At 70.9% G+C, this 23,010-nt stretch carries 21 protein-coding genes; 11 read left to right on the forward strand and 10 right to left on the reverse strand.

What is annotated here, in order from left to right:
* Window positions 1–24: 24 nt before the first annotated feature.
* From IDM40_RS11455 to IDM40_RS11465, 3 genes are all read right to left on the reverse strand, one after another.
* Entirely contained in the window at window positions 25–1,356 is a 1,332-nt protein-coding gene (locus tag IDM40_RS11455) for a UDP-glucose dehydrogenase family protein (RefSeq protein ID WP_193121937.1), read from the reverse strand.
* A gap of 236 nt (window positions 1,357–1,592) precedes the next feature.
* Entirely contained in the window at window positions 1,593–2,273 is a 681-nt protein-coding gene (locus IDM40_RS11460; protein WP_193121938.1) for a YIP1 family protein, read from the reverse strand.
* 11 nt (window positions 2,274–2,284) lie between these two features.
* Window positions 2,285–3,826, reverse strand: coding sequence for an LCP family protein (locus IDM40_RS11465; protein ID WP_193121939.1), 1,542 nt, complete (start codon window positions 3,824–3,826; stop codon window positions 2,285–2,287).
* Between the two features lie 294 nt (window positions 3,827–4,120).
* Here IDM40_RS11465 and IDM40_RS11470 point away from each other — a divergent pair, with 294 nt between their 5' ends.
* The gene (locus IDM40_RS11470; RefSeq protein WP_193121940.1) at window positions 4,121–5,116 is read left to right on the forward strand and encodes a glycosyltransferase family 2 protein; all 996 of its coding nucleotides are present in this window, start codon (window positions 4,121–4,123) and stop codon (window positions 5,114–5,116) included.
* 103 nt (window positions 5,117–5,219) lie between these two features.
* The gene (locus IDM40_RS11475; protein ID WP_193121941.1) at window positions 5,220–6,311 is read left to right on the forward strand and encodes a DUF4429 domain-containing protein; all 1,092 of its coding nucleotides are present in this window, start codon (window positions 5,220–5,222) and stop codon (window positions 6,309–6,311) included.
* Between the two features lie 216 nt (window positions 6,312–6,527).
* On the opposite strand, the gene IDM40_RS11480 is transcribed toward IDM40_RS11475, so the two are convergent.
* Both IDM40_RS11480 and IDM40_RS11485 read right to left on the reverse strand, forming a co-directional pair.
* Window positions 6,528–7,286, reverse strand: a complete 759-nt coding sequence (locus IDM40_RS11480) for a glycerophosphodiester phosphodiesterase (RefSeq protein ID WP_193121942.1) — start codon at window positions 7,284–7,286, stop codon at window positions 6,528–6,530.
* The gene (locus tag IDM40_RS11485; protein ID WP_193121943.1) at window positions 7,286–8,038 is read right to left on the reverse strand and encodes an IspD/TarI family cytidylyltransferase; all 753 of its coding nucleotides are present in this window, start codon (window positions 8,036–8,038) and stop codon (window positions 7,286–7,288) included. The genes IDM40_RS11480 and IDM40_RS11485 overlap by 1 nt, the downstream gene beginning before the upstream one ends.
* Before the next feature lie 407 nt (window positions 8,039–8,445).
* On the opposite strand from IDM40_RS11485, the gene IDM40_RS11490 reads away from it, so the two are divergent.
* The 8 genes from IDM40_RS11490 (at window position 8,446) to IDM40_RS11525 (ending at window position 15,463) form a co-directional block, all read left to right on the forward strand.
* Window positions 8,446–9,291, forward strand: a complete 846-nt coding sequence (locus tag IDM40_RS11490; protein WP_193121944.1) for an ABC transporter permease — start codon at window positions 8,446–8,448, stop codon at window positions 9,289–9,291.
* Window positions 9,291–10,169, forward strand: a complete 879-nt coding sequence (locus tag IDM40_RS11495; protein ID WP_193121945.1) for an ABC transporter ATP-binding protein — start codon at window positions 9,291–9,293, stop codon at window positions 10,167–10,169. The genes IDM40_RS11490 and IDM40_RS11495 overlap by 1 nt, the downstream gene beginning before the upstream one ends.
* Before the next feature lie 189 nt (window positions 10,170–10,358).
* The gene (locus IDM40_RS11500) at window positions 10,359–11,156 is read left to right on the forward strand and encodes a hypothetical protein (protein WP_193121946.1); all 798 of its coding nucleotides are present in this window, start codon (window positions 10,359–10,361) and stop codon (window positions 11,154–11,156) included.
* A complete protein-coding gene (locus IDM40_RS11505; protein WP_193121947.1) occupies window positions 11,153–11,797 on the forward strand; it encodes a DUF5941 domain-containing protein in 645 nt (214 codons plus the stop codon). Before IDM40_RS11500 ends, IDM40_RS11505 begins: the two co-directional genes overlap by 4 nt.
* Window positions 11,798–11,813: 16 nt before the next feature.
* The gene (locus IDM40_RS11510; RefSeq protein WP_193121948.1) at window positions 11,814–12,545 is read left to right on the forward strand and encodes a phosphocholine cytidylyltransferase family protein; all 732 of its coding nucleotides are present in this window, start codon (window positions 11,814–11,816) and stop codon (window positions 12,543–12,545) included.
* A gap of 5 nt (window positions 12,546–12,550) precedes the next feature.
* A complete protein-coding gene (locus IDM40_RS11515) occupies window positions 12,551–13,600 on the forward strand; it encodes an iron-containing alcohol dehydrogenase family protein (protein WP_193121949.1) in 1,050 nt (349 codons plus the stop codon).
* Window positions 13,578–14,348, forward strand: coding sequence for a CDP-alcohol phosphatidyltransferase family protein (locus IDM40_RS11520; protein ID WP_193121950.1), 771 nt, complete (start codon window positions 13,578–13,580; stop codon window positions 14,346–14,348). Before IDM40_RS11515 ends, IDM40_RS11520 begins: the two co-directional genes overlap by 23 nt.
* Window positions 14,349–14,596: 248 nt before the next feature.
* A complete protein-coding gene (locus IDM40_RS11525) occupies window positions 14,597–15,463 on the forward strand; it encodes a glycosyltransferase family 2 protein (RefSeq protein WP_193122005.1) in 867 nt (288 codons plus the stop codon).
* 267 nt (window positions 15,464–15,730) lie between these two features.
* Here IDM40_RS11525 and IDM40_RS11530 read toward each other — a convergent pair whose 3' ends face one another.
* Entirely contained in the window at window positions 15,731–16,210 is a 480-nt protein-coding gene (locus IDM40_RS11530; RefSeq protein ID WP_193121951.1) for a MarR family winged helix-turn-helix transcriptional regulator, read from the reverse strand.
* Between the two features lie 148 nt (window positions 16,211–16,358).
* On the opposite strand from IDM40_RS11530, the gene IDM40_RS11535 reads away from it, so the two are divergent.
* Window positions 16,359–17,534, forward strand: coding sequence for a PP2C family protein-serine/threonine phosphatase (locus IDM40_RS11535; protein ID WP_193121952.1), 1,176 nt, complete (start codon window positions 16,359–16,361; stop codon window positions 17,532–17,534).
* A 93-nt stretch (window positions 17,535–17,627) separates the two neighbouring features.
* Here IDM40_RS11535 and IDM40_RS11540 read toward each other — a convergent pair whose 3' ends face one another.
* From IDM40_RS11540 to IDM40_RS11555, 4 genes are all read right to left on the reverse strand, one after another.
* Window positions 17,628–18,233, reverse strand: a complete 606-nt coding sequence (locus IDM40_RS11540; RefSeq protein WP_193121953.1) for a malonic semialdehyde reductase — start codon at window positions 18,231–18,233, stop codon at window positions 17,628–17,630.
* 107 nt (window positions 18,234–18,340) lie between these two features.
* Complete coding sequence (locus IDM40_RS11545) at window positions 18,341–19,510, reverse strand: glycosyltransferase family 4 protein (RefSeq protein ID WP_193121954.1); 1,170 nt, start codon at window positions 19,508–19,510, stop codon at window positions 18,341–18,343.
* Between the two features lie 255 nt (window positions 19,511–19,765).
* Complete coding sequence (locus IDM40_RS11550; RefSeq protein ID WP_193121955.1) at window positions 19,766–21,127, reverse strand: nucleotide sugar dehydrogenase; 1,362 nt, start codon at window positions 21,125–21,127, stop codon at window positions 19,766–19,768.
* Between the two features lie 100 nt (window positions 21,128–21,227).
* The gene (locus IDM40_RS11555) at window positions 21,228–22,955 is read right to left on the reverse strand and encodes a glycosyltransferase family 4 protein (RefSeq protein WP_193121956.1); all 1,728 of its coding nucleotides are present in this window, start codon (window positions 22,953–22,955) and stop codon (window positions 21,228–21,230) included.
* Between the last annotated feature and the right edge of the window lie 55 nt (window positions 22,956–23,010).

Raw genomic sequence — 23,010 nt, forward strand, 5'->3', positions numbered from 1 at the left:
CCCGGCCCTCGCCGGTGTCTCGGGTTACTGGCGGCCGAGCGCCCGGTAGGTCCAGCCGGAGGAACGCCAGTACGTGGGGTCCAGGGCGTTGCGCCCGTCCACCATCTTGGGCTCGGCGACCACCTCGGCCAGCTCCTCGGGGCTGGCCTCCTTGAACTCGGCCCACTCGGTGAGCAGCAGCACCACGTCGGCTCCCCGCGCCGCGTCCCGCAGGCTCGGCGCGTAGTTGAGCTGAGGGTGCTCCTCACGGGCCCGGTCCATCGCCTGGGGATCGTAGACCGTCACGTGCGCGCCCAGCGACGCGATGGTGGAGGCCACGTCCAGCGCGGGCGAGTCCCGGATGTCGTCGGAGTTGGGCTTGAACGCCGCGCCCAGCACGGCGACGGTGCGCCCGGCGAAGTTGCCGCCGATCAGCTGGCGGGCGATGTCGATCGTGCGCGCGCGGCGGCGCTGGTTGATCGCGTCGACCTCGCGCAGGAACGACAGCGCGGGCTCCACACCCAGCTCGTCGGCGCGGGCCATGAACGCGCGGATGTCCTTGGGCAGGCACCCGCCGCCGAAGCCCAGGCCCGGGCCCAGGAACTTGCCGCCGATGCGGTCGTCGTGCGACAGCGCCTCGGCGAGCTTGATGACGTCGGCGCCCGCGACCTCGGAGACCTCGGCCATGGCGTTGATGAAGGAGATCTTGGTGGCCAGGAACGCGTTGGCCGACACCTTCACCAGCTCGGCGGTCTGCAGGTCGGTCACGAGGAAGGGCACGCCCTCGTCGATCTGCTGCTGCCACAGCGCGCGCACGGCCTTCTCGACCCGCGGGGAGTCCGTGCCGATCACGATGCGGTTGGGGTGCAGCGTGTCCTCGACGCCGAAGCCCTCGCGGAGGAACTCCGGGCTCCACCCCAGCTCGGCCTCCTCACCGACCGGCGCCAGCGAGGACAGGCGCGCGGCCAGCGTCGCGGCGGTACCGACCGGGACGGTGGACCGGCCCACGACCACGGCCGGGCGCGTCAGGTGCGGGGCGAGCTGGTCGACCGCGGAGTTGACGTAGCTCAGGTCGGCGGCGCCGGAGTCGTCCAGCTGCGGGGTGCCGACGCAGATCAGGTGCAGGTCGGCGAACTCGGCCGCCTCGGCGAAGGAGGTGGTGAACCGCAGGCGCCCGGTCGGCAGGTTCTCGCTGAGGAGCTCGTCCAGGCCCGGCTCGAAGAAGGGGAGACGGCCCTGGCGCAGCATGTCCACCTTGGCCTCGTCGACGTCGACGCCGAGGACCTCGAAACCCATCTCGGCGAGGCACGCAGCGGTGGTGGCGCCGAGGTATCCGGTCCCGATGACCGAGACACGCATACGTTCTGCTTCGACCACTGGTGGTGTCCCTTCTTCCTTGCTGTCCGCGCTCGTGTGCTTCTTGTGCCCGTTGGACCCGTCCAGCATCCGTGCAAGGAGGGGCGAAACGGACATTTGGCTGTGGTGATCGGGTGACCCCCACCGAGGCGGGGCAACACCTTACGCGCCGCGGAAAGTCGTACGACCGAACACGGCGTGAACAGTCAGTCGTTCAGATTACCGGCGAGTTCGGACGTTCCGACCACCGGCCTGCCTCAGACCGGGTCGTCACCGTGGGCCCGGCTCCGTCCGGCCTCATCTTCCAACGGGCTCCAGGAGGCCCCGTCCTCGCCACGCCGGAAGGGGGTGGTGGTCTTGTCGGGGTCGCCCTGCAGCCCGCTGCCGCGCGGCGGGGGCGGAGGAGGAGGCGGAGGACGGTGCTCGGGAACGGTGTCCCCGGCGGGTCCGTAGAGGTCGGGGGCGGCCGGTTCCTCCACGGGTGCGGAACGGTACCGGCCGCGGTCGTCGCCTGTCGCGGCGGCCCCGCCCGGCACGACGTACAGGGCGTGCCATCGGGTCGGTGTCAGCGCCGAGCCGAAGAGCAGGACCCCCAACGGGAGCGCGACGGCCAGTCCCGGGCCGGACGGGTACAGGAAACTCTCCTGGTTGAGCCAGCCCAGGGCCGGCCCCATCGACTGCGGAGCCACCGCCGGCCACAGCGCGATCGCCGCCAGCAGCAGGCCGCCGGTGGCGGCGATCAGGGGGGAGACCCGCGTGGCGACCAGCCCTGCGCCCACGGCGCCGACCGCAGCGAGCAGCACGGCGGCCGAGACCGTCGCGAACGAGACGGTTCCGCCGGCCAGCTGCGGCAACTGTTCGGCCGACCAGGAGACCGCACCCCAGAGGGCGGGGGCGAGCGCGGCACCGATGAGCAGGCCGACCAGATGGCGGAGCACGGGGAACCTTCCTACGAGCAGATGTTGTCCTCGGCGGTCGAGGTGGTGGCCGAGCCCTCGGACTCCTCCGGAAGCTCGGTGGGGGTCTCCTCGGCTTCCTCTTCCTCCGCCGGTTCCGCGTCGGCCTCGGCAGCGGGGGCGTCGAACGACGTGTAGTTGAATCCGATCACGATCTGGAGTTCGCCGTCCAGCGTGTCCTCTTCCACAGCTTCGGAACCGTCGATCAGCCCGGACACGTAGGCGGCCTCCTCGGCCATGTCCGGCCCGTACCGCACCTGGGTCCCGGCCAGGTCCCGGCTGGTCCAGTTCTCGGCCTCACCGGTGAGCTCGAACCCGGCCTGCGACAGCTGCGCGTCGAGCTCGGCGCCGACGCCGGGGGAGGCGGTGCCGTTGAAGACTCGCACCGGGATGTCGGTCGGGGTCGGCTCGGAGTCCTCGTCCTCCGCGGCGGCCTCCTCCTCGTCGCCGACGGGGCGGTCGGCCTGGATGTCGGCGAACAGGTCGCGGGCGGCGGGCTCGTCCCACAGCACGGCGACGTCGCCGCGCTCGGTCCAGTGCTCCATGTCGGCGATGGGCACCTGCGCGAAGTCCACGGCGCCCAGGTCGAGGCCGCGCATCTGGTGGCCGAGCTCGTTGAGGGCGGCGGTGTCCAGGCTCTCGTCCACCGTCAGAGACGACAGCGAGGTCTGCAGGAACGAGGTGAGCTTGGCGGGGTCGGAGAGCGTCTCGGTGCTCAGCGCCCGGTCCATCATCGCCGCGACGACCTGCTGCTGGCGGTCGATGCGGTCCAGGTCGCCGCGTTCGGTCGCGCGGGTGCGGGAGAACGCCAGGGCCTCGGTACCGTCCACCTCGTGGGTCCCGGCCTCCAGGTCGAGCTTGGCCTTGGGGTCCTCGATGTCCTCCTCCAGGCACACCTCGACGCCGCCGAGCGAGTCGACGACGTCCACGAACCCGGTGAAGTCCACCTCGACGTAGTGGTCGATACGTACCCCGGTCACCGACTCCACGGTCTCCACCGACTTCTGCGGGCCGCCGTAGGCGTAGGCGGCGTTGATCTTGTCCTCGCCCTCGCCGGGGATGTCCACCCACAGGTCGCGGGGGAGACCCACGACGGTGACACGGTCGCGGTCGTGGTTGAGGTGCACGAGCATGATCGCGTCGGAGCGCTGGCCGGGGGTCGAACCGACACTGAGCGCGTTCTGGTCCTCGCTGCTCATGTCGTCGCGGCCGTCGGAGCCGATCACCAGGAAGGTCAGCGCCCCCGAGTCGTTGTCGGGGCGGTCGTCCTCGGCCAGGCCCCCGAACACGTCGGAGCGGTTGATGTTGCCCGAGACCCACTCGGTGGCGCCCCAGGAGATGCCCGAGGCCAGCAGCACGAGTACGGAGAGAGCGCTCATCAGGAGAAGGCCGGTGCGCCGTCGCCGGGCACCGGCCGAAGGGACCGTGAATCGTCCGCTGCGGGGGGAGCGGCGCCTCTCGGGTGGCAGGGGTTGTGAGCGCTCACGCCGGAACTCACCCGCCGACCCCTGCTGTCCGGCGTTGTCGTCGCTCATCGACATCCCCGTCCCAACCCCGTCAACGGTGCTCTTCTCCCTAGGTTGTCACCCGAATCCCCGAAGGACGCGGGATGTCAACGCTGGGCGTGTTGTTGCCCCTTTGGGTCGGACGCACACGGGGGCGGAACCGTTCGAGGGGAACCCAAAATCCGCGAAAGGCGTGCCCGTCCGGGGCGGACGGGAAACGCGGGGAGAAGGGGCCGGGAGGCCTGCTCCGCGGAGGTGCGGCCCGGCCCCGCGCGTGCAGTACCGTTGGGGCGTTCCAACCCCTTTTGATCCTGGGAAGTACCTGTGTCCTGGCCCTCCGTCTCCGTCGTCATGCCCGTTCTGAACGAAGAGCACCACCTCGCCGCGGCGGTGGAACACGTCCTGGAGCAGGACTACCCCGGCGAGCTGGAGATCGCGCTCGCCGTGGGCCCCTCGAAGGACCGCACGCGTGAGGTCGCCGACGGCATCGCCGCCGCGGACGCGCGTGTGACCGTGGTCGACAACCCCTCCGGCAAGACCCCGTCGGCGCTCAACGCCGCCATCGGCGCCTCCTCGCACGACGTCGTGGCCCGCATCGACGGCCACGCGATGATGCCCTCCGACTACCTGCGGGTGGCCGTGGAGACCCTGGAGGAGACCGGCGCGGACAACGTCGGCGGGATCATGGCGGCCGAGGGCGTCACCGCCTGGGAGAAGGCCGTGGCGGCCGCGATGACCTCCAAGATCGGCGTCGGCAACGCCCGCTTCCACACCGGGGGCGAGGGCGGCCCCGCCGACACCGTCTACCTGGGTGTGTTCCGGCGTTCGGCGCTGGACCGCGTGGGCGGCTACGACGAGGCGTTCCTGCGGGCCCAGGACTGGGAGATGAACCACCGCATCCGGCAGACCGGCGGCACCGTCTGGTTCCAGCCGCGCATGCGTGTGACCTATCGTCCCCGCCGCACCGTCGCGCTCCTCGCCAAGCAGTACTTCCACTACGGGCGCTGGCGGCGTGTGGTCGCCCGCCAGCACAAGGGCACCATCAACCTGCGCTACCTCGCGCCGCCGGTGGCCCTGGCAGGGAACCTCGCCGGCCTCGTCGGCGGGTTCCTGTGGTGGCCGCTGTGGCTCGTGCCCGGCGCCTACCTGGCCCTCGTCGTCGGCGCGACCCTGCCGCTGGGCCGCGGGCTCCCGGCGGCCTCCCGGCCGATGATCCCGCTGGCGCTCGCCACCATGCACATGTCGTGGGGCGCCGGGTTCATCACGAGCCCGCCGAGCCTGGGTTCGGACTCCCGCACCGCACAGGCCGCCCAGGGCTGACCCGCGCCGCCAGCACCCGGTCCGGCCGGAAGCGGCCACCCGCGCCCTGCCGCCCGGGCCGGATCTCTGCTATCGAAGAAGGTGAGGCACGGGAAGGGTGGGAATGGACGACCTGCGCGGGAACGAGGCGGTCTGGGTCTTCGACGGCGAGACCATCGAGATCCGGTACGAGACCCAGGGCTGGTTCAAGAGCCCGCTCCTCAAGGAGCTCGGCTCCCTGAGCGTGCCCATGGGCGCCGTCGAGTCGGTCGTGTTCGAACCCGGCGCGGCCCGCAAGAAGGGGTGGGTGCTCTCCTTGCGCCTGCGTGAGCGCACCGACCCCTACCTGGCGGTGGGCTCCCAGATCGACCCCAAGCTCCAGCCCTTCCGCCTCACCGGGCCCGCCCGCACCGAGCTGGTCGCCGAGTACCTCGCCGACCAGATGCGCTTCGCCGCGGGCCAGGCCGAGACACCGCCCGACCCCTGGCTCCCGACCCGCCTGGTCCCCGGTCTGCCCCTGCTCATCACCACGTGCGAGGGACAGGCGGTGCTGGACCCCGACGGTCTGCGCCTGCTCTGGTCCGGTTCGCACGCGGGCGGGTACAAGCGCAAGAAGCAGCGGCGCGAGTACACACTCTCCGAGATCACCGGGGTCGAGATCGTGCCCCTGGACGACTGGGGATGGACCTTCCTGCGGGTGGTCACCGCCCGGACCGCCAAGGAGGCCGCGGCCAAGCCCAAGCACGACCTCAACATCCTGCGCGCGAACGAGGACGACGACGGCCAGTACCGGGTCTTCCTCATGGCCGCCACCGTCACCGCGCACCTGTGGGCCCGCGGTGCGGCGGCCCGTGCGCGCCTGGGCTCGGGCGAGGTCTCCGACGCCGACATCGACGGCCGGCCCGGCATCAAGGATCCGGAGTGGTGGCGTGAGGCGGCGCAGAACGCGGTCGGCGCCCTGGCCGCGCCGCGCCTGACGATCAACCTGCCCGGCCTCGGGCGGGGAGCGCCCGCCGACGGCGGTGACGACGGCGCGGTGGAACCCGCGGACGACGGCACCGGCCCGGCGGCCGAGCAGAGGGCCGAGGGCGGCACCGGGCACGACACGGACTGGGTCTACGCCCAGATCGAGCGCCTGGGCGAGCTCCGCGACAAGGGGCTGCTGTCGGAGGAGGAGTTCGGCGCGAAGAAGGCCGAGCTGCTGCGCCGTATCTGAAGTCGGGCCCGGGGATCTTGCTACTGGAGCCGGGTTCAGCGCTGAAGTCGGCTCCAGTAGCAAGATCCCCGCGGGGGTCAGCCGTCGCNCGGAGGAGGAGTTCGGCGCGAAGAAGGCCGAGCTGCTGCGCCGTATCTGAAGTCGGGCCCGGGGATCTTGCTACTGGAGCCGGGTTCAGCGCTGAAGTCGGCTCCAGTAGCAAGATCCCCGCGGGGGTCAGCCGTCGCGCAGCGCCGCCAGGGCCTCCGGCACGTCGTCGACCACGACCGCGTCCATGCCGGCGGCGGTGTACCGCACGGCGTCCTCGGGCCCCGGGCACCACGACATGAGCTCCAGTCCGGCCGCGTGTGCGACCTCGACCGTGTACTCCAGCGACCGGCGTCCGGGACGCGGTTCCTCGCCCTCCAGACCGAGTGCACGGGCGTCGACCGCCACGATCGGACAGCCCAGGCCCACCGCCCCGGGGATCGCCGTGTCGGCCGGGTTGCGCACGTACGGCATCCACGCGGTCGGAACCTCGGGCGCGCCCTCGTGCACGGCCGTCAGAAGCCCCGGGTCGAAGGAGCACACGAACACCCTGCGCCGCCTGGCCTCGCGGCGCAGGTGCGGCAGGACCAGGGACACGGTGCGCCGCGCGGGGGAGTCCACGGCGTCCTCCATGACCGTCTTGACGTCCACGTCCAGGCCCACGCCCTCGGGGATCGCCTCCAACCCTTCGGCGAGCCCGTACAGTCCCGCCTCGGCGCACTCGGCGGCTGTCAGGTCGACGACGGCGCGCCCGTCGGCCAGCGCCGCGTCGTGGTACAGGACCAGCGCGTCGTCGGCGGTGCGGCGCACGTCGATCTCCACCCAGTCCGCGCCGGCCTCCGCGGCGGCCGCGTAGGAACCCGGTGTGTTCTCCCGGTGCCCGTTGACGACGCCGCGCCCCAGGCCCCGGTGGCCGATGACCTCGGTCGGTCGGAAGGTGCCGCCCATCACGCCGCCCCCGTCACGGCCGCACGCGCGCGGGCGCGGCGCAGCAGGGCCTCGGCGACCTCGACGTCGCCGGGGTTGGTGACCTTGATGTTGGACTCGTCCCCGGGCACGATCCGGACCTCCTCCTCGGGCAGGTACCGCAGCACCACGCCGCAGTCGTCGGTGGCCACCAGGCCGGGGTCGGCCATGGCCAGGGCGTAGGCGCGGCGGGCCACCCCGAGCCTGAAGCCCTGCGGCGTCTGCATGCGCCGCAGCTCCCCGCGCGGGGGGACGTCCGCGATCGCCTCGCCGCCGGTCCGGCCGGGCGTGATGCGCACCACGGTGTCGCCCGCGGGGACGGCCACACCGACCGCGCCGGCCTCGCCGAGAGCCTCGACACACGCCGAGGCGGTCGCCGGCCGCACCAGGGGGCGGGCCGCGTCGTGCAGCAGCGCAAGGTCGTCGTCGGAGGCGGCCGACATCGCCTCCAGCGCCGCGTTCGAGGTCTCGGTGCGTGTGGCACCCCCGGGCAGCACACGGCTGACCTTGGTGAACCCGGCCTCCGCCACGAGGTCCTCGACACGCCCCACGTGGGTGTCGACCATGAGTACGACGATCTCGTCGACGTCGGGGCACGCTTCGAAGGCGGCCACGGAGTGCTCGATGATCGGCCTGCCCTCCAGCGGGAGCAGCTGTTTGGGGGACGGGGCGCCCATCCGGGCACCCACCCCGCCGGCCAGGACGGCCGCGATCACCTTGGGCCGAGCGGTCATGCGGCCCACCCCCTCGTCGATGCCTGTACGGTCCCGCCCGACATTAGTCCACACCCATCACACGCCCGGAGCGGCTGCATGACGGGGGATCGGGGGTTACGTACGGTCGGCGGTGTCCGGGTGGCGAAGCGTCGGGGGCCGGGGCGATGGGCGCGACCCGTCGTTCACGGCGGTACTCTGTTGGACGCCTGATATGGCGTGCTCGGTCCAGACCTCCTCTGATTCGGTCGTGGAGCCGGGCGCGGTCCGTGACACTCCCCCGGTCGCCCGGACACGCTCTCCCCCCGTGCCGGAAGCCGTCTGCCGTGGGTCGGACCGCGTGCAGAGGCCCGGTGCGCGCAAGGCGACAGACACACATGCACGCGGCCGTCCGGCACCCCGTGTTCCGGGCGAAGAGAACTCAACCCTTGGAGGTGGCGGTGGCGTCAAGGGCGCTGGCCGTCTGGGAGCACCGGAAGGTCGTCGGCCTCCTGGTCCGGCGCGACCTGAAGGTCAAGTACCAGCAGTCCGTACTGGGGTACGCGTGGACCATGTTGGAGCCGTTGGCTCTGACGATGGTCTACTTCTTCGTCTTCGGAGTGATCCTCCAGGCCGATCGAGGGATGCCGCCGGAGGCCCTGAACCACGGCGGATTCCTGCTCTACCTGGTGGCGGGCATCCTGCCGTGGACCTCGTTCGGGGCGATGCTCGGCGAAGCACCCCGGGCGATGATCACGCATGGGAAGCTCATCACGACGATGAAGGTGCCGCGGGAGATCTTCCCGATGGCCACCGTGGGCACGAAGTTCATCGAGTACGTGCTCACCCTTCCGGTCCTGATGGCGTTCGTCGTGTTCCTGGGCGGTACGTTCAGCTGGACGGGCATACTCGTCTGGCTGCCCTCGGCGATCCTCCTGCAGTTCGCGTTCGGGCTGGGTATGACCCTGTTCCTGTCGACGGTGAACGTGATGTTCCGCGACATCGAACGGATGGTGCGCATCATCACGCGCCTTCTGTTCTACGGATCGGCGATCCTGTACCCGGCGCACATGGTCCTGCAGTCCAACATCCCGGAATGGCTCAAGACCCTGTACCAGCTCAACCCGTTGCTGGGCATCTTCCAGATGCACAGAGCGGTGTGGTTCGCTGGATTCCCGGAATTGACCCCGACCACGATCGCGTTGTGGTCGTCGGTGGTGGGTTCGATTCTGATGCTCGTCATCGGATACTGGACGTTCCGCCGCCTGGAGATGTCCGTCCTGAAGGAGTTGTGATGGCTCAGCCCTCCACATACACCACGGATGGCGCTGGCCCGGTCATCGAGGCCAAGGGCCTCGGTGTCAAGTTCGCCGTCAACCGCAGGCGCAAGCGCAGCCTGCGCGAGATGTTCATCCACGGCAGCAAGCGCGACCCCAACGCCGAGGGCGACGACTTCTGGCCGTTGCGCGACGTGTCCTTCGAGATCGCCAAGGGCGACTGCGTGGGCATCGTCGGCAAGAACGGAACCGGCAAGTCGACGCTGCTCAAGATGATCGCGGGCGTCCTCATCCCCGACGAGGGCGACGTCCAGGTCCACGGCAAGGTCGCCCCGCTCCTGGAGCTGCGGGCCGGGTTCAACGACAACCTGACCGGCCGCGAGAACGTGTACCTCGTGGGCTCTCTGCACGGCATGACCGAGAAGCAGATCGACGAGCGTTTCGAAGACATCATCGATTTCGCCGAGATCAAGCCGAAGTTCGTCGACACCCCGGTGCGGCACTACTCCAGCGGCATGAAGGTACGTCTGGGCTTCGCGCTCATCTCGCAGCTCGAGCACCCGATCATGCTGGTGGACGAGGTCCTGGCCGTCGGCGACAAGGCCTTCAAGCTCAAGTGCTACGCGGCCATCGACCGCATGCTCGCCAACGAGCGCACGATGGTCCTGGTCTCCCACAGCGAGAAGGACCTGCGCCGGTTCTGCAACCGCGGTCTCTACATCCGCAACGGCAGCCTGGCCCTGGACACCGACATCGACTCGGCCCTCTCCGCCTACAACGAGGACACCAAGGCCGAGATCGCCGAGCGCAAGAAGCGCGACGCGGCGAAGAAGAAGCGCGCCGAAGGCGGCGACAAGAAGCCCGGCGACGGCAAGTCCGAGGGCGACGAGGCCTAGCCCCCTCTCCTCCCTCCACGCAAGCATCCGCGAGCGCACCCCGGGGTTTCCGGTGGTGCGCTCGCTTGCGTCCTGGCCTGTCCGAAACCCCCGCCGACCTGGGGCTACCGGGTCAATATGCGTGTCGGCATTGAATGGTCACCCAGCGTGAGTAAACGTGTCCCTCGGTACAACTGGGAGGGCACGGACATGGCACACGCTTCACCCGCGCGGACGATCGCACGCGTTTTGGAACGGCGGCACGTCACCCGGGCCGGCATGACCCGGATCAGCGTGCTGGCCGCCCTCGGTGCGGCCGTCTGGTTCGCACAGGGAGGGGACGACGGGCCCCTGGTCGGGTCGGTCTTCCTCGCGCTCGTCCTGGCCTGCGACGCGGTGCGTTCGGCGATGCGCGCCAACCGCCGCGACTCCCTGACCCTGTGGCTCGTGACCATGCTCGGCCAACTGCGCGAGTACATCGTCTACGCCGGTCTGGCCCTGGGCGCGGTCGCCGCCGGGATCAACGGCGCCTGGGCGTGGGCTGCCGGCGCCCTCATCGCCCTGGCGCTGCGGGACTCGCTCCTGGTGGCCCGCAAGGCCCCCGCCGCCGAGCCGCAGGGGCGCGATGCGGCCCGCGGTGCGGCGCCCGCGCAGCGGCGCTCTGAGGGCCTCCTCGGCGGCGTCGGGGTCCCCGCGCCGCGGCCGCCCGGCGACAGCGACCCCGAACTCACGGGCCGCCTGCTCGGCGCGGAGGGAGAGGGCGGCCGCACACGTGTGGCCGCGCGGGAGGGCCGGCGCCCGGCCCCGGCCGCTCCCGGCGCCGTCATCTCCCTGCCCGACCTCGCCCGCCGCTGGCTGTCCTTCACCCAGCCCGTGCGTTTCCTCGCGATCGCCGTCACCACGCTCGTGTGGGACCCCAGGGTCGCTTTCGTCACCCTGGTCGTCGGGTGCACGATCGCCGTGACGAGCGAACTCGTGGGCGCCGGGGACCGCGTGGAGCAGGCGTGAGCGGGGCCGTGCGGGAGGCGGCCCCACGACGGCCCGATCTTCGCCAGCTTCGTGATGACAGTCACATCGGACTGCTGCTGGGGAGGATCGTCCCCGGCGCCTTCCCACCTCTGCTCACCGCACTCACCGTGGCCCTGGTCGCCGGTACCCTCCTCGTGGCAGACGGGGGGCAGCTGACAGGCATTACCCTGTTCGCACCGGTCGCATCCCTGCTACTGTCCGGCCTGGTCTCGGGCCACCCCCACGACGGACGGTTCGACTGGCTCGTGCCACCCGTGCTGCGCGTCACCGAGTACGGGTTCCTGACGGTCCTGGGACTGGCGTCCGGTGTACCCGGTCCCCTGGTGTTCGTACTCTTGGTGGCGGTCGTCCTCCACCACCGCGACGACGTCACCCGCCCCGCGGTCGGCATGGTCCGACCCGGGTGGGTACGCGCCGCCGCCCTCGGCTGGGACGGGCGCCTGCTCGTCGTCGCCGTCGGGGGAGCGCTGGAGTCGCTCACGGCCGCCTACGGCCTGCTCGCCGCGTACCTGGTGGCGCTGCTCGTCCGCGAGTCCGTGCGCACCTGGAGCGCGACACCGGTGACCGACCTGCGTGACGACCACAACGACCGAGGAGGCGTGAACGCCTCCTCAACCTAAGGAGGAACACGCCCTCATGCTCGGAATGGTTCTCGCCGCGGGCGCGGGACGCCGACTGCGTCCTTACACCGACACCCTGCCCAAGGCCCTGGTGCCCGTCGACGGCGAGACGACCATCATGGACATCTCGCTGCGCAACCTGGCCGCCGCCGGGCTGACCGACGTGGTCGTGGTGGTCGGTTACGCCGCCAACGCCGTCGAGGAACGCAAGGAGGCTCTCGAGGAGCGCCACGGCGTCAAGATCACCCTCAGCTACAACGACAAGGCCGAGGAGTGGAACAACGCCTACTCCCTCTGGACCGCGCGTGAGTTCTTCTCCGAGGGTGTCCTCCTCGTCAACGGCGACACCGTGCACCCGGTGAGCGTCGAGGAGACGCTGCTGGCCTCCCGCGGCTCCGAGCTCCTCCTGGCGGTCGACAACGTCAAGAAGCTCGCCGACGAGGAGATGAAGGTGACCCTGGACGACTCCGGTCACCTGAAGAACATCACCAAGCTCATGGACCCGGACATCGCCTCGGGCGAGTACATCGGCGCCACCCTCATCGAGGGCTCCCTGGGCGACCGCCTGGCCGACGCGCTGAAGGCGACCTGGGAGCGCGACCCGCAGCTGTACTACGAGGACGGCTTCCAGGAGCTCGTCAACCGCGGGGAGAAGGTCTCCATCGCGCCCATCGGCGACGTCGACTGGGTCGAGGTCGACGACCACGACGACCTGGCCAAGGCGAGGGAGATCGCGTGCCGCTACTAGCCCGAATGCTTCAGTCGCCCCTGGCCATCGACGTACGCCGCGGGGCCATCGCCGCGCTCGGCGACGTCCTGGCCGACCGGCGCATCGCCACCGAGGGCCGTATCGCCCTCGTCGTGGGCCCCGGCCAGGGTGAGCGCATCGAGAGCGACGTCGACCTGCCCCAGTGCGAGGTCTTCCAGGTCAGCGAAGGCACCGTGGACGCCGCCACCGAGCTCGGCAAGAAGCTGCGCTCGGGCGCCTACGAGGCGGTGGCCGGCATCGGCGGCGGAAAGACCATCGACGTGACCAAGTTCGCCGCGACGATGGCGGGCATCCCGATGGTGGCCGTGGCCACCAACCTGGCCCACGACGGCATCGCCTCCCCGGTGAGCTCCCTCGAGCACGAGGGCGGCAAGCCGTCGATCGGCGTCACCATGCCCATCGCCCTGGTCATCGACCTCGACTACGTGCGGGCTGCCCCCTCCCACCTCGTGCGTTCGGGTATCGGCGACGTGGTCAGCAACATCTCCGCGATCGAGGACTGGGAGCTGGCCGGGCGCGTCAACAGCGAGCCGGTCGACGGCATGGCCGTGACCTTCGCGCGTGTGGCGGCCGAGGCGATCCTGCACCGGCCCGACTCGGTGGAGTCCGACGCGCTGCTGACCGTGCTCGCCGAGGGCCTCGTGCTGTCCGGAATGGCGATGTCGGTGGCCGGCTCCAGCCGCCCGGCCAGCGGCGCCTGCCACGAGATCCTGCACGCGGTCACGCAGCTCTACCCCGGCACCAGCAACCACGGCGAGCTCGCCGGCCTGGGTGCGCTGTACGCGTCGTTCCTGCGGGTGCGCGACCTCGGCTGGTCCGAGGCGCGCATGCACGAGATCCGTGACTGCCTGCTCCGCCACGACCTGCCCATCGTCCCCTCGGACGTGGGCCTGTCCGCGGAGGAGTTCGCCAAGGCGGTGGTCCTCGCACCGGACACCCGTCCCGGCCGGTTCACGATCCTGGAACACCTGAACCTCTCCGAGGACGAGATCGGGCGGAGTGTCGCTGAGTATGTCGAAGCCGTCGGTCGCTGAGGTCCGCTCGGGCGGCCAGCCCGAGGGGATCAAGGAGCGCACCAACGAGGAGCACTGGGCCGGGCGGCTCTACATGCGGGACCTCTCCCCGTACGTGAGCACCGTGTTCGTCCGTCTCGGCGTCCCCCCGAACCCCATCACCTACCTGATGATGGCCTTCGGTGTCCTGGCCGGTGTCGTGGTGGCCTTCGGCGGCCTGTGGTCGGCGATCCTCGCGGCCGTGATGGTCCAGGTGTACCTGCTCCTGGACTGCTCGGACGGCGAGGTCGCCCGCTACACCGGACGCACCAGCGTCGCCGGGATCTACCTGGACCGCATCGGGCACTACGTGTCCGAGATCGCCCTGCTCATCGGCCTGGGCATCCGCGCCCAGGGCGAGTTCGAGGCCGGCGGCTGGGTGATCCTGGGGATGGCCGCCGCGCTGGGCGTGGCCCTCATCAAGGCCGAGACCGACAACGTGGTGGTCGCCCGCGCCAAGGCGGGGCTGCCCGAGAAGATCAGCGACGCCGCGATGGACCCGCGGTCCTCCGGGCTGAGCCTGGCCCGGCGCCTGGCCTCGGTGCTCAAGGTGCACCGGGTGATCCAGGCGGTCGAGCTCTCCCTGCTCGTCGTCGTGGTCGCGGTCGTGGACGCCTTCCTGGGCGATCTGACCGCCACCCGGATCCTCGTCGCGGTCTGTGCGTTCGTGGGTGCGCTCATGAGCGCGGCCCACTTCGTCAGCGTGGTGGCCTCGCGCCGCCTGGAATAACGCGGTAGTGACGTTACCGTCACAGAGGGGGCTGTGAGCGTTACCCCGTTCACAGCCCCCTACACCCCCCTTTTATGCTTTCGTTAGTCTGCTTCTGCGACCGTTGCCGGTACTTCACCTGCCCGTCGCACGCCGTCCACTGATCGGTCGAACCCATGGCTACTCCTGTCATTCCGCCCGCATCGGGTTCCGATGCGTCCGGGGCGGAGGACTCCCAGCCCACCGCCGCCGAACGGAGCCGCGCCGAGGTGTCCGCGCCCACACTGTCCTGTGTCCTGCTCACGATGGGGACCCGCCCGGCCGAACTGCGCCGTGCGATCACCAGCGTGTTCGAGCAGGAGGGCGCCGACGTCGAGGTCGTGGTGGTCAGCAACGGCGCCGAGCTGCCCGAGCTGCCCGAGGGCGTGCGCACCGTCCCGTTGCCCGAGAACGTCGGTATCCCGGCCGGGCGCAACGAGGGTGTGCGCGCCGCCGAGGGCGACATCGTGCTGTTCCTGGACGACGACGGCTGGTACCGCTCCACCGACCTGGCCCGCCATGTGCGGGAGCGGTTCGCCTCCGACCCGTCGCTGGGCGCGATCTCCTTCCGGATCGCCGACCCCGACGGCGGGCCCGACCAGCGCCGCCACGTGCCGCGGCTGCGGGTGGGCGACCCCCGCGAGTCCAGCGAGGTCACCACGTTCCTGGGCGGGGCGAGCGCGATCCGGCGGACCGCCTTCGAGGCCGGCGGCGGGCTCCCGGGCGACTTCTTCTACGCCCACGAGGAGACCGACCTGGCCTGGCGCATCATCGACGCCGGCTACCGCATCGAGTACGACGCCGACGCGGTCATGTACCACCCGGCCGTCGCCCCGACCCGGCACGCCGACTTCTACCGCCTCAACGCCCGTAACCGGGTGTGGCTGGCCCGCCGGAACCTGCCGTGGCTGCTGGTGCTGCCGTACCTGGGGACCTGGGTGGGGCTGACGCTGCTGCGCGAGCGCGATCGCGACGCGCTGCGGTCCTGGTTCCAGGGGTTCCGGGAGGGCTGGCGCGAGGACGCCGGTCCGCGCACGCCGATCGGGTGGCGCACGGTCTGGCGGATGACACGTGCGGGGCGGCCCCCGGTCATCTGACCGGCGCAGGCGCGCCCACGAAACGACGGAGGGTCCGTACACCAGAGGTGTGCGGACCCTCCGTTCGTGTGTGCGGGGTCGGGCCGGAGGGGATTCGCCCTGTCCGTACCACCCGTAAGGGATTGCCGAAAACTATTGCATATTGACAATAGTTAAGCTTCTGGGCAGGGTTACCCCTGGGAGGAGCGACCCGGACCCGAGGGGAAGGCGGAACCACAGGACGGTGCCTTCGCTCCACACGGTGGAGGTACCTGGCGGTTCCCCTTGTCAGGCGGTCCGGGAGTCCCGAACCCCCGCGTCCTCGGCCTGTGCGGCCGCCTCCTGGAAGGCCGTGAGGCCCTCCAACAGCATCGCGCGCTTCCTCGGGGGCATGCGGGCGATCACCGTGTGGAGCTCCTTCTCCCGCCGGCCACGCAGGTCATGGAGGAAGGAGCGGCCCTCGTCGGTCAACCACAGCCGCAACTCGCGCCGGCTGCTCGGACTGGCCGTACGGTTGACGAAACCGACCGCCTCGAGGCGGTCGCAGAGCCTGCTCACGGACGGAGGGGTGGAACCCAGTCGTTCGGTGACGGTGCGCAGGTTGACGCCGTCCTCGTCCTCCAGGATGAACAGGACCTTCAGTTGGGAGGGGGAGACCGGGGAGGTGGCGACCTCGCGGCCACGGCCCCAGAGCACCTCGATGACCTCGGTCACCGCCGAGGCGGCCCGAGCTGTCTGTTGCGTCTGCTCCTGCGACTCAGAACTCACTTTCCACTCTCACCCATCACGGCTGTGCGCCGATCCCGCGCTCCGGCCGGTCGCCGGGTTTCTCCAAAACCATAACGGAACGCCCGATGCCGTGCCTGGAGGGAGGTGAACACGTGCACCGCCCCGCACAGAGAACACAGGTCATACCTTGAAGAGCTACGAAGCCGTCGCGCGGTCGCTGCGCGAGGCCAGACCGGACCGGCTTCTGGCGGCACTGCGATCCGCCCTCGCCGAACACTACGGCGCGGTGGCAGTGGACCTCCTCCTCGTCGACTACGGGATGACCGCACTCTGCCACGTGGCAGCAGGCGCCGACGAGGGTGAACAGTACTCGGTCTTCACCAGCCCCGCGGGGCGGGCCTTCGGTTCACAGGAGCCGTTGGTGGAGGAACGCTCCGGGCGGGGCACCATCATGGTCCACCTGCCGGTGAGCGTGCGCGGGGACCGCCTCGGGGTGCTCACCGTCGAGACCCCCGGTCGCAGCCTGCCCGGCCCCACCCAGCTCGAACTGCAGAGGATCGCGGAGGACGCCGGCCGGGCCCTGCTGGTGGCCGAACGCGACACCGACGTCTACCGTGTGGCCCGCCGCCGCAACCGGCTCACCCTGGCCGCGGAGATGCAGTGGGACCTGCTCTCCGGCCGGGCCTACGAATGCCCCGAGTACAGCATCGGCGCCCAGCTCGAACCGGCCTACGCGATCCGCGGCGACAACTTCGACTGGTCGGTCTCGGGCGACCGGCTCCACCTGAGCATCACCAACGGCATGGGGGAGGGGATCGAGGCCTCGCTGCTGACCAGTTTGGCCGTGAACGCCCTGCGCAACGCCCGCCGCGGCGGGGCGCCCCTGGCCGGGCAGGCCGCGCTCGTGGACCAGGCGGTCTACGCCCAGCACGGCGGACGCCGGTTCCTGGAGATGCTGCTGCTCTCCTTCGACGCCGCCACCGGCGAGGTCGAGGCGGTCGACGCCGGATCGCCCCGTCTGTACGTGCTGCGCGGCGACGAGGTCGTGCCCTGGCCCTTCGAGGCGCAGATGCCCGTAGGGATGGCCGAGGACACCGTCTACTCCGTCGAACGCTTCCGTGCGCGCCCCGGCGACCGCCTCGTCTTCGTCAGCGACGGGGTCTTCGACGCACGGAACCTGACGGGGGAGTCCTTCGGCGACCGTGCCCTGACCCGTGCGGTGATGGGCACCCGCCTGCTCCCGGCCGCGTCCGTGCCGCAGGAGGTCCTGCGCCACCTGTCCGGGTACCGCGAGGGCCGGGCCAGCGAGGACGACACGTTGGTGGTGTGCGTGGACTGGCGAGGGCGCGAGGGCGCGGTCTGACCGGTTCCGGTCACGGAGGGCGGCACCGGCCCCGGACACACGTGGGGCCGCCCCCGGACGGGAGCGGCCCCACGGACGTCTCGGCGCGGTCGATCAGAGCTCGGTGACGACCTGCTCGTGCTCGAGGCGCGGCAGGCGGTCGAACCAGGCGTCCGGGCCGGGCTTGCCGATGTTCATGACCACGACCGGCTTGAGGGTGGAGTCCTCGCCGAAGAACTCCTTGCGCACGCCCTCGGCGTCGAAGCCGCTCATCGGACCGGCGGCCAGGCCTGCGGCGCGCACGCCCATGATGAGGTAGCCGACCTGCAGCATGGCGTTCTCGTGGGCGGCCTTCTCGCGGGCCTCGACGGGCATGCCGGCGAAGTTCTCACGGGCGTCCGGGGCGACCGGGAACGTCGTCGGGAAGTGCTCGTGGAAGGAGCTGTCGGCCGACAGGATCAGGGTCAGCGGCGCGGTGGAGGTCTTGGGCGCGTTGTTGCCGGCCATGTGCGGGATCAGACGCTCCCGGGCCTCCTTCGAACGCACGGCGGTCACGCGGAGCGGCTGGTTGTTCATCGCCGTCGGGCCGTACTTGACCAGGTCGTAGATCGCGCGCAGCTGCTCTTCGGTCACCGGCTCGTCGGTGAAGGAGTTGGCGGTGCGGGCGTCGCGGAACAGCAGGTCCTGCGCGTTCTTGTCGAGGGCCAGGGCGTCGTTCATGGGGAAACCTCGGTGTCCTGTGGGGTCCCGGGTACGGTGCCCGGGGCTGTCACACGACCTCAACCTGATTTCCCAGGAAGATATTTCCAGAGTCGATGAGTGTGGTCTCACTCACTCGCCAGGGCCGGACCCGCGGGTGCGCGGCGGGCGCGCCTGCGCGGGCGCGGCACGTGAACGACCGGCCCCGTCGCCTCGTCCACCCAGCTCTCCAGCCGCTTGACGAAAGTGCGTGCCTGCACCGGCCAGTGGAAGGAGGTCTGGGCGATCCGGTGCCCCGTGCGCGCGTACTCGGCGCGCCGCCGCGGCTCCCGGCGCAGGCGCAGGATCGCCTGCGAGGCCGCGAACGCGTCGCCGAACGGCACGACCGACCCGGCCGGACCCTCCGGGCGTCCGTTCACCAGGGAGGTGGCCACCGGGCCCGCCGTCGTGACGACCGGGAGCCCGTGTGCCATGTACTCGACGATCTTGGTCGGCATGGAGTGGCGGTAGTTCGGCTCGTCGTGCAGCAGGCTCACCCCTGCCAGGGCCCCCGCACACATCCGCAGGGCCCGGTCGTTGGGCACGTAGCCGTACCAGTGCAGGGCCCCGTCCTGGGAGGCCTCGCGCAGCAGGGGCCGCACGCTCGGGTCCGCGCCGCCGATGACCTCCAGCCGGATGCCGTAGGGCTGCAGGAGTCGGCCCAGGTCCACCAGTTCGTGTGCGCCCCGCGCCACCGAGACGTGGCCCAGGTAGACGACCCGGTCTTCGCCGGGCTCACGCGCCGGTTGCTCGGGCACGTTGGTCGTGTTGGGCACCACCGGGTGGTCGAGGCGGAAACGGTTCCGGTAGCCCTCCTCGGCCAGGAGCAGCCGCATGTGGCGCTCGGCCCGGCGCTCGAACATCCGCACCACGCCGCCCAGGGGCCGGCGCAGCGGTCCCGGGACCCAGGGTTTGGTGAGCAGCGCCGACGGGGTGTCCTCGTGCACGTCCCACACCGTCAGCGGACGGTTCTCCGGAAGCGCGAGCATGAGTTCGGGGTCGTGGAAGAGCAGAAGGTCGGCACCGGGGGCGTGTTCGGCCAGGACCTGGCGCGCCGCCCGCAGGGACGCCAGGCGCTCCCTTCCCGCGGCCCGGGGCACGTCGACCGATCGCACCGCGTCCCACGGCGTGACCCCGCACTCGCGGAACGGTGCCACGTAGGTGACGGAGTGCCCCGCGTCGAGCAGTGCCCTGATCTGGCGGTGCAGAATGCGCGCGTCCTCGGGGTGGTGCACGACCGTGGCCACGAGCACGTGCATGGAGATCACCTACCTGTGTCGCCTGTATAAAGGGCCGCCTCACCGATGATCTGCTCTTCGGTGGCGCGACCAGCTTTTCGACACGGTATTCACCTGCGGAAACGTCGCGAGAAAAGCGCGATGGACGGCAAGGGGGCATCCGGTGAACCTTGTGGCAGAGGCAGGTGAACGGCGAACGGCACGCCGGGGGACGCCGTACGTCCCCGACGTGCCGTCGGTGGTGCGGGCCCTGTTCGGGGCCCGGGGGGCCGGGTGTCAGAGCACCTGCAGGCCCTCGCGCTCGATGTGCCGGCGCACCTGCGGCGGCACGTCGGCCTCGGTCTCGGGCGGGGTGCGGCGCAGCACCCCGCGGGTGTCCAGCAGCAGCCGTGCGTACTCGGACAGCCGCTTGGGCTCGTAGTCGGTGTGGTCGGTGAGCAGCACGGTCAGGTCGGCGTCGGCCAGAGCCTGGTCCAGGTCGGTCGAGCGCGGGACCTCGGCCCCGTCGACCGTCCACGACTCCACGTGCGGGTCGTGGTAGGTCAGCGTCGCGCCCTTGGCGGCGAGCTTGCGGGCCACCGGGCGGGCCGGCGACTCGCGCTGGTCGGCGATGTCGGCCTTGTAGGTCACGCCCAGGATCAGCACCTTGGAGCGCGACAGGGCCAGGCCGCTGTCGTTCAGCAGCTCCTGGGCGCGCTGGGTGACGTAGGAGGGCATGCGCCCGTTGATCTCCTGCGCCAGCTCCACGAACCGGAACGGGTACCCCAGCGTCTTGACCTTGTACGACAGGTAGTTCGGGTCGATCGGGATGCAGTGCCCGCCCACACCCGGGCCCGGGTAGAACGCCTGGAACCCGAACGGCTTGGTGGCCGCGGCCGAGATGGAGTCCCACAGGTCGATGCCGAGCTCCTGGCAGAACACCGCCATCTCGTTGACCAGCGCGATGTTCACGTGCCGGTAGGTGTTCTCCAGCAGCTTGGCCATCTCCGCCTCACGGGTGCCGCGGGCGCGGACCACGCTGTCGACGAAGGCCCCGTAGAACTCCGCGGCGCGCTCCCCGCAGGTCGGGGTCATGCCGCCCACGACCTTCGGGGTGTTGGCCACACCGAAGGCCGCGTTGCCCGGGTCGATGCGCTCGGGCGAGAACGCCAGGTGGAAGTCGGAGCCGGCGACCAGGCCGGACTCCTCGAGGATCGGTCGGACGACCTCCTCGGTGGTGCCGGGGTAGGTCGTCGACTCCAGGATCACCAGCGTGCCCGGGGTCAGGTTCGCGGCGATGGACTTGGCCGCGGACGTGACCGCGCCCAGGTCGGGGCCGCCCTCGGGTGACAAGGGTGTGGGGACGCAGATGACGACGGTGCGCGCCGACGCCAGGCAGGCCGGGTCGGTGGTGGCGCTGAACCCCTGGTCGAGCATCATGGCGATGTCGTCCGGGGACAGGTCGTCGATGTGTGATCCGCCCTCGTTCAGGCCTTCGACGACCCGCGTGCTGACGTCCAGCCCCACGACCCGCAGACCCGATGCGGCGGCCTCTGCTGCCAGGGGCAGCCCCACGTAGCCCAGGCCCAGGACGACGAGGTCGCTCGCCGGTGTCCCGGGCCGCTCGACGGTTGCTCGGTTGGAGGATGCGGCATCCACTTGGCTGTCACACTCGCATTCGTTTCGAGAACGGGCGTACGTACGGGAGGTCTGCTATTTCGGCGGCGGCCGTCCGAGTCTAGGCGTCCGTTTGCCGGTATTACGGGATGTGGCCTGGTCCGGACAATTTTCGGATGAGACCTCTGTACGCCACGTCGTAGCGGTATGCGGCTCCGGCCCAGGTTCGTTCTTCTTCGACAACGCTTCGACCTGCGCATCCGTAAGAGGTGCGCGTTTTGTGACTATAAGAGAGTTTTGAGAGAACATCGGCAAGACATACCGATTGTCCTGCCGGAATTAACTCGCCGGTCACCCCGGGTTCCACAATCTCTCGCAATGCAGGGAGATCACTGGCCACAATGGGCAACCCGCCTGCCATAGCTTCCACTGGTTTGAGCGGAGTGACCACACGACACACCCGTTCGTCCCGACGCGGCACGGCGAAGACGTCCATCGCCCCGTGGTGGTCGCGCACCTGCCCGGCGGGCACCCGGCCGGGGAAGTGGGCGGCGCCGGACAGCCCCAGGGCCTCGGCGCGGGAACGCAGGGCCGGGAGTTCGGGGCCGTCTCCGACCACCAGGGCGTGCGCGTCCTCGCCGCGCTCCCGCATCAGGGCCACGGCCTCCAAGAGGGTGTCCAGGCCCTCGTAACCGAAGCAGCTCGTCGTCGTGCCGGCCACGAACGCGTCGGCGCCGATGCCGAGCCGCTCGCGCACGGCGGACGCCGGGGGCAGCGGTTCGAGGAACGAGGGGTCCACCGCGTTGGGCACCACCAGCAGGCGGTCCGGGTCGACCCCGCGGTCGACGATGTCGGCCCGCATCACGCCGCCGAGCGTGACCACCAGGTCGGCCGCGAGCATGCACGCGGTCTCGGCCGCCCGCTCGGCCCGGTAGAAGGCGTCCCGCGTACTGCGTTCGGGGTCGCGCGAGAGCCAGGACTCCTCCAGGAACCCCCGCACCTCGTAGACCACCGGGATCCCGAACCGCTCGCCCAGGGCCAGCGCCAGCCGGGCGTTGTGGTGGTTGCTCGCCGCGTGCAGCACGTCCGGCCGCAACGCCTCCACCAGGTCGGAGCCCATGCGCAGCCCTGCCTCGAACTCCGCGTCCGCGTCGGCCGGGGCCGTCCACGGGATCATCCGGTGGTACGGGACCCCGTCCACCGCCACCAGCGGCCGCGGGTCGGGCACCCCCTTGGTCAGCGGGTACCCCGCCCGCGTGAGCACGTGGGCGTCGATACCGAGCTCGCGCTGGGCGACCGCGATGCGGTGTGTGCGTTGTGTGTAGCCCGCGTTCGTGTGCGGCAACGCGTTGGTGACCAGGTGCAGGACACGCAGTTCCCCAGGGGCGTCGGGCGGTCGCCGAGCGTTCACCGTGTCGTCGGGCCGTGTTCGGTCACCGCGCGTTAACGTGATCCCGTGATGATCAGGCGTTACGGACGAAGCGGATACGGCCCGGCCGGTGGCCAGCGCCGTCCTGTGCTCGGCCGTGTCCCTGGTCGCACCCCCGGGCAGCCGTTCCACCAGCTCACGGGCGGTGGCGGCGTCACCCGCGGCCAGGCAGGCCGTCACCAGACGGCCGACCGCGCGGTCCCCGGCGCCGTCGGCCGCAGCGAGCACGGCCTCGCGGGCCTCCTCGCGCCGGCCCTGGTCCCACAACGCGTAGGCCAGGGGCAGACCGCCGAGCCGGGACGCGGCCGAGCGCACCGCCCGCCGGGGCGGTCCGGGGGCCAACCGCAGCGCCAGCAGCGGCAGACGGGCCGGCTCGGCACGCAGGTGCCGCCAGGCCAGGGAGGCCGTGAACGTCAGAGCGCGCGGCCAACGGGCGCGCACGTGCGGTACGTGGGCTTGGTGAGTCCGGTTCTCGTGCACGGTCAGAAACACAACC

Origin of the sequence: Nocardiopsis coralli (genome assembly GCF_014892575.1) — a bacterium.
Classification (GTDB): Bacteria; Actinomycetota; Actinomycetes; order Streptosporangiales; family Streptosporangiaceae; genus Nocardiopsis; species Nocardiopsis coralli.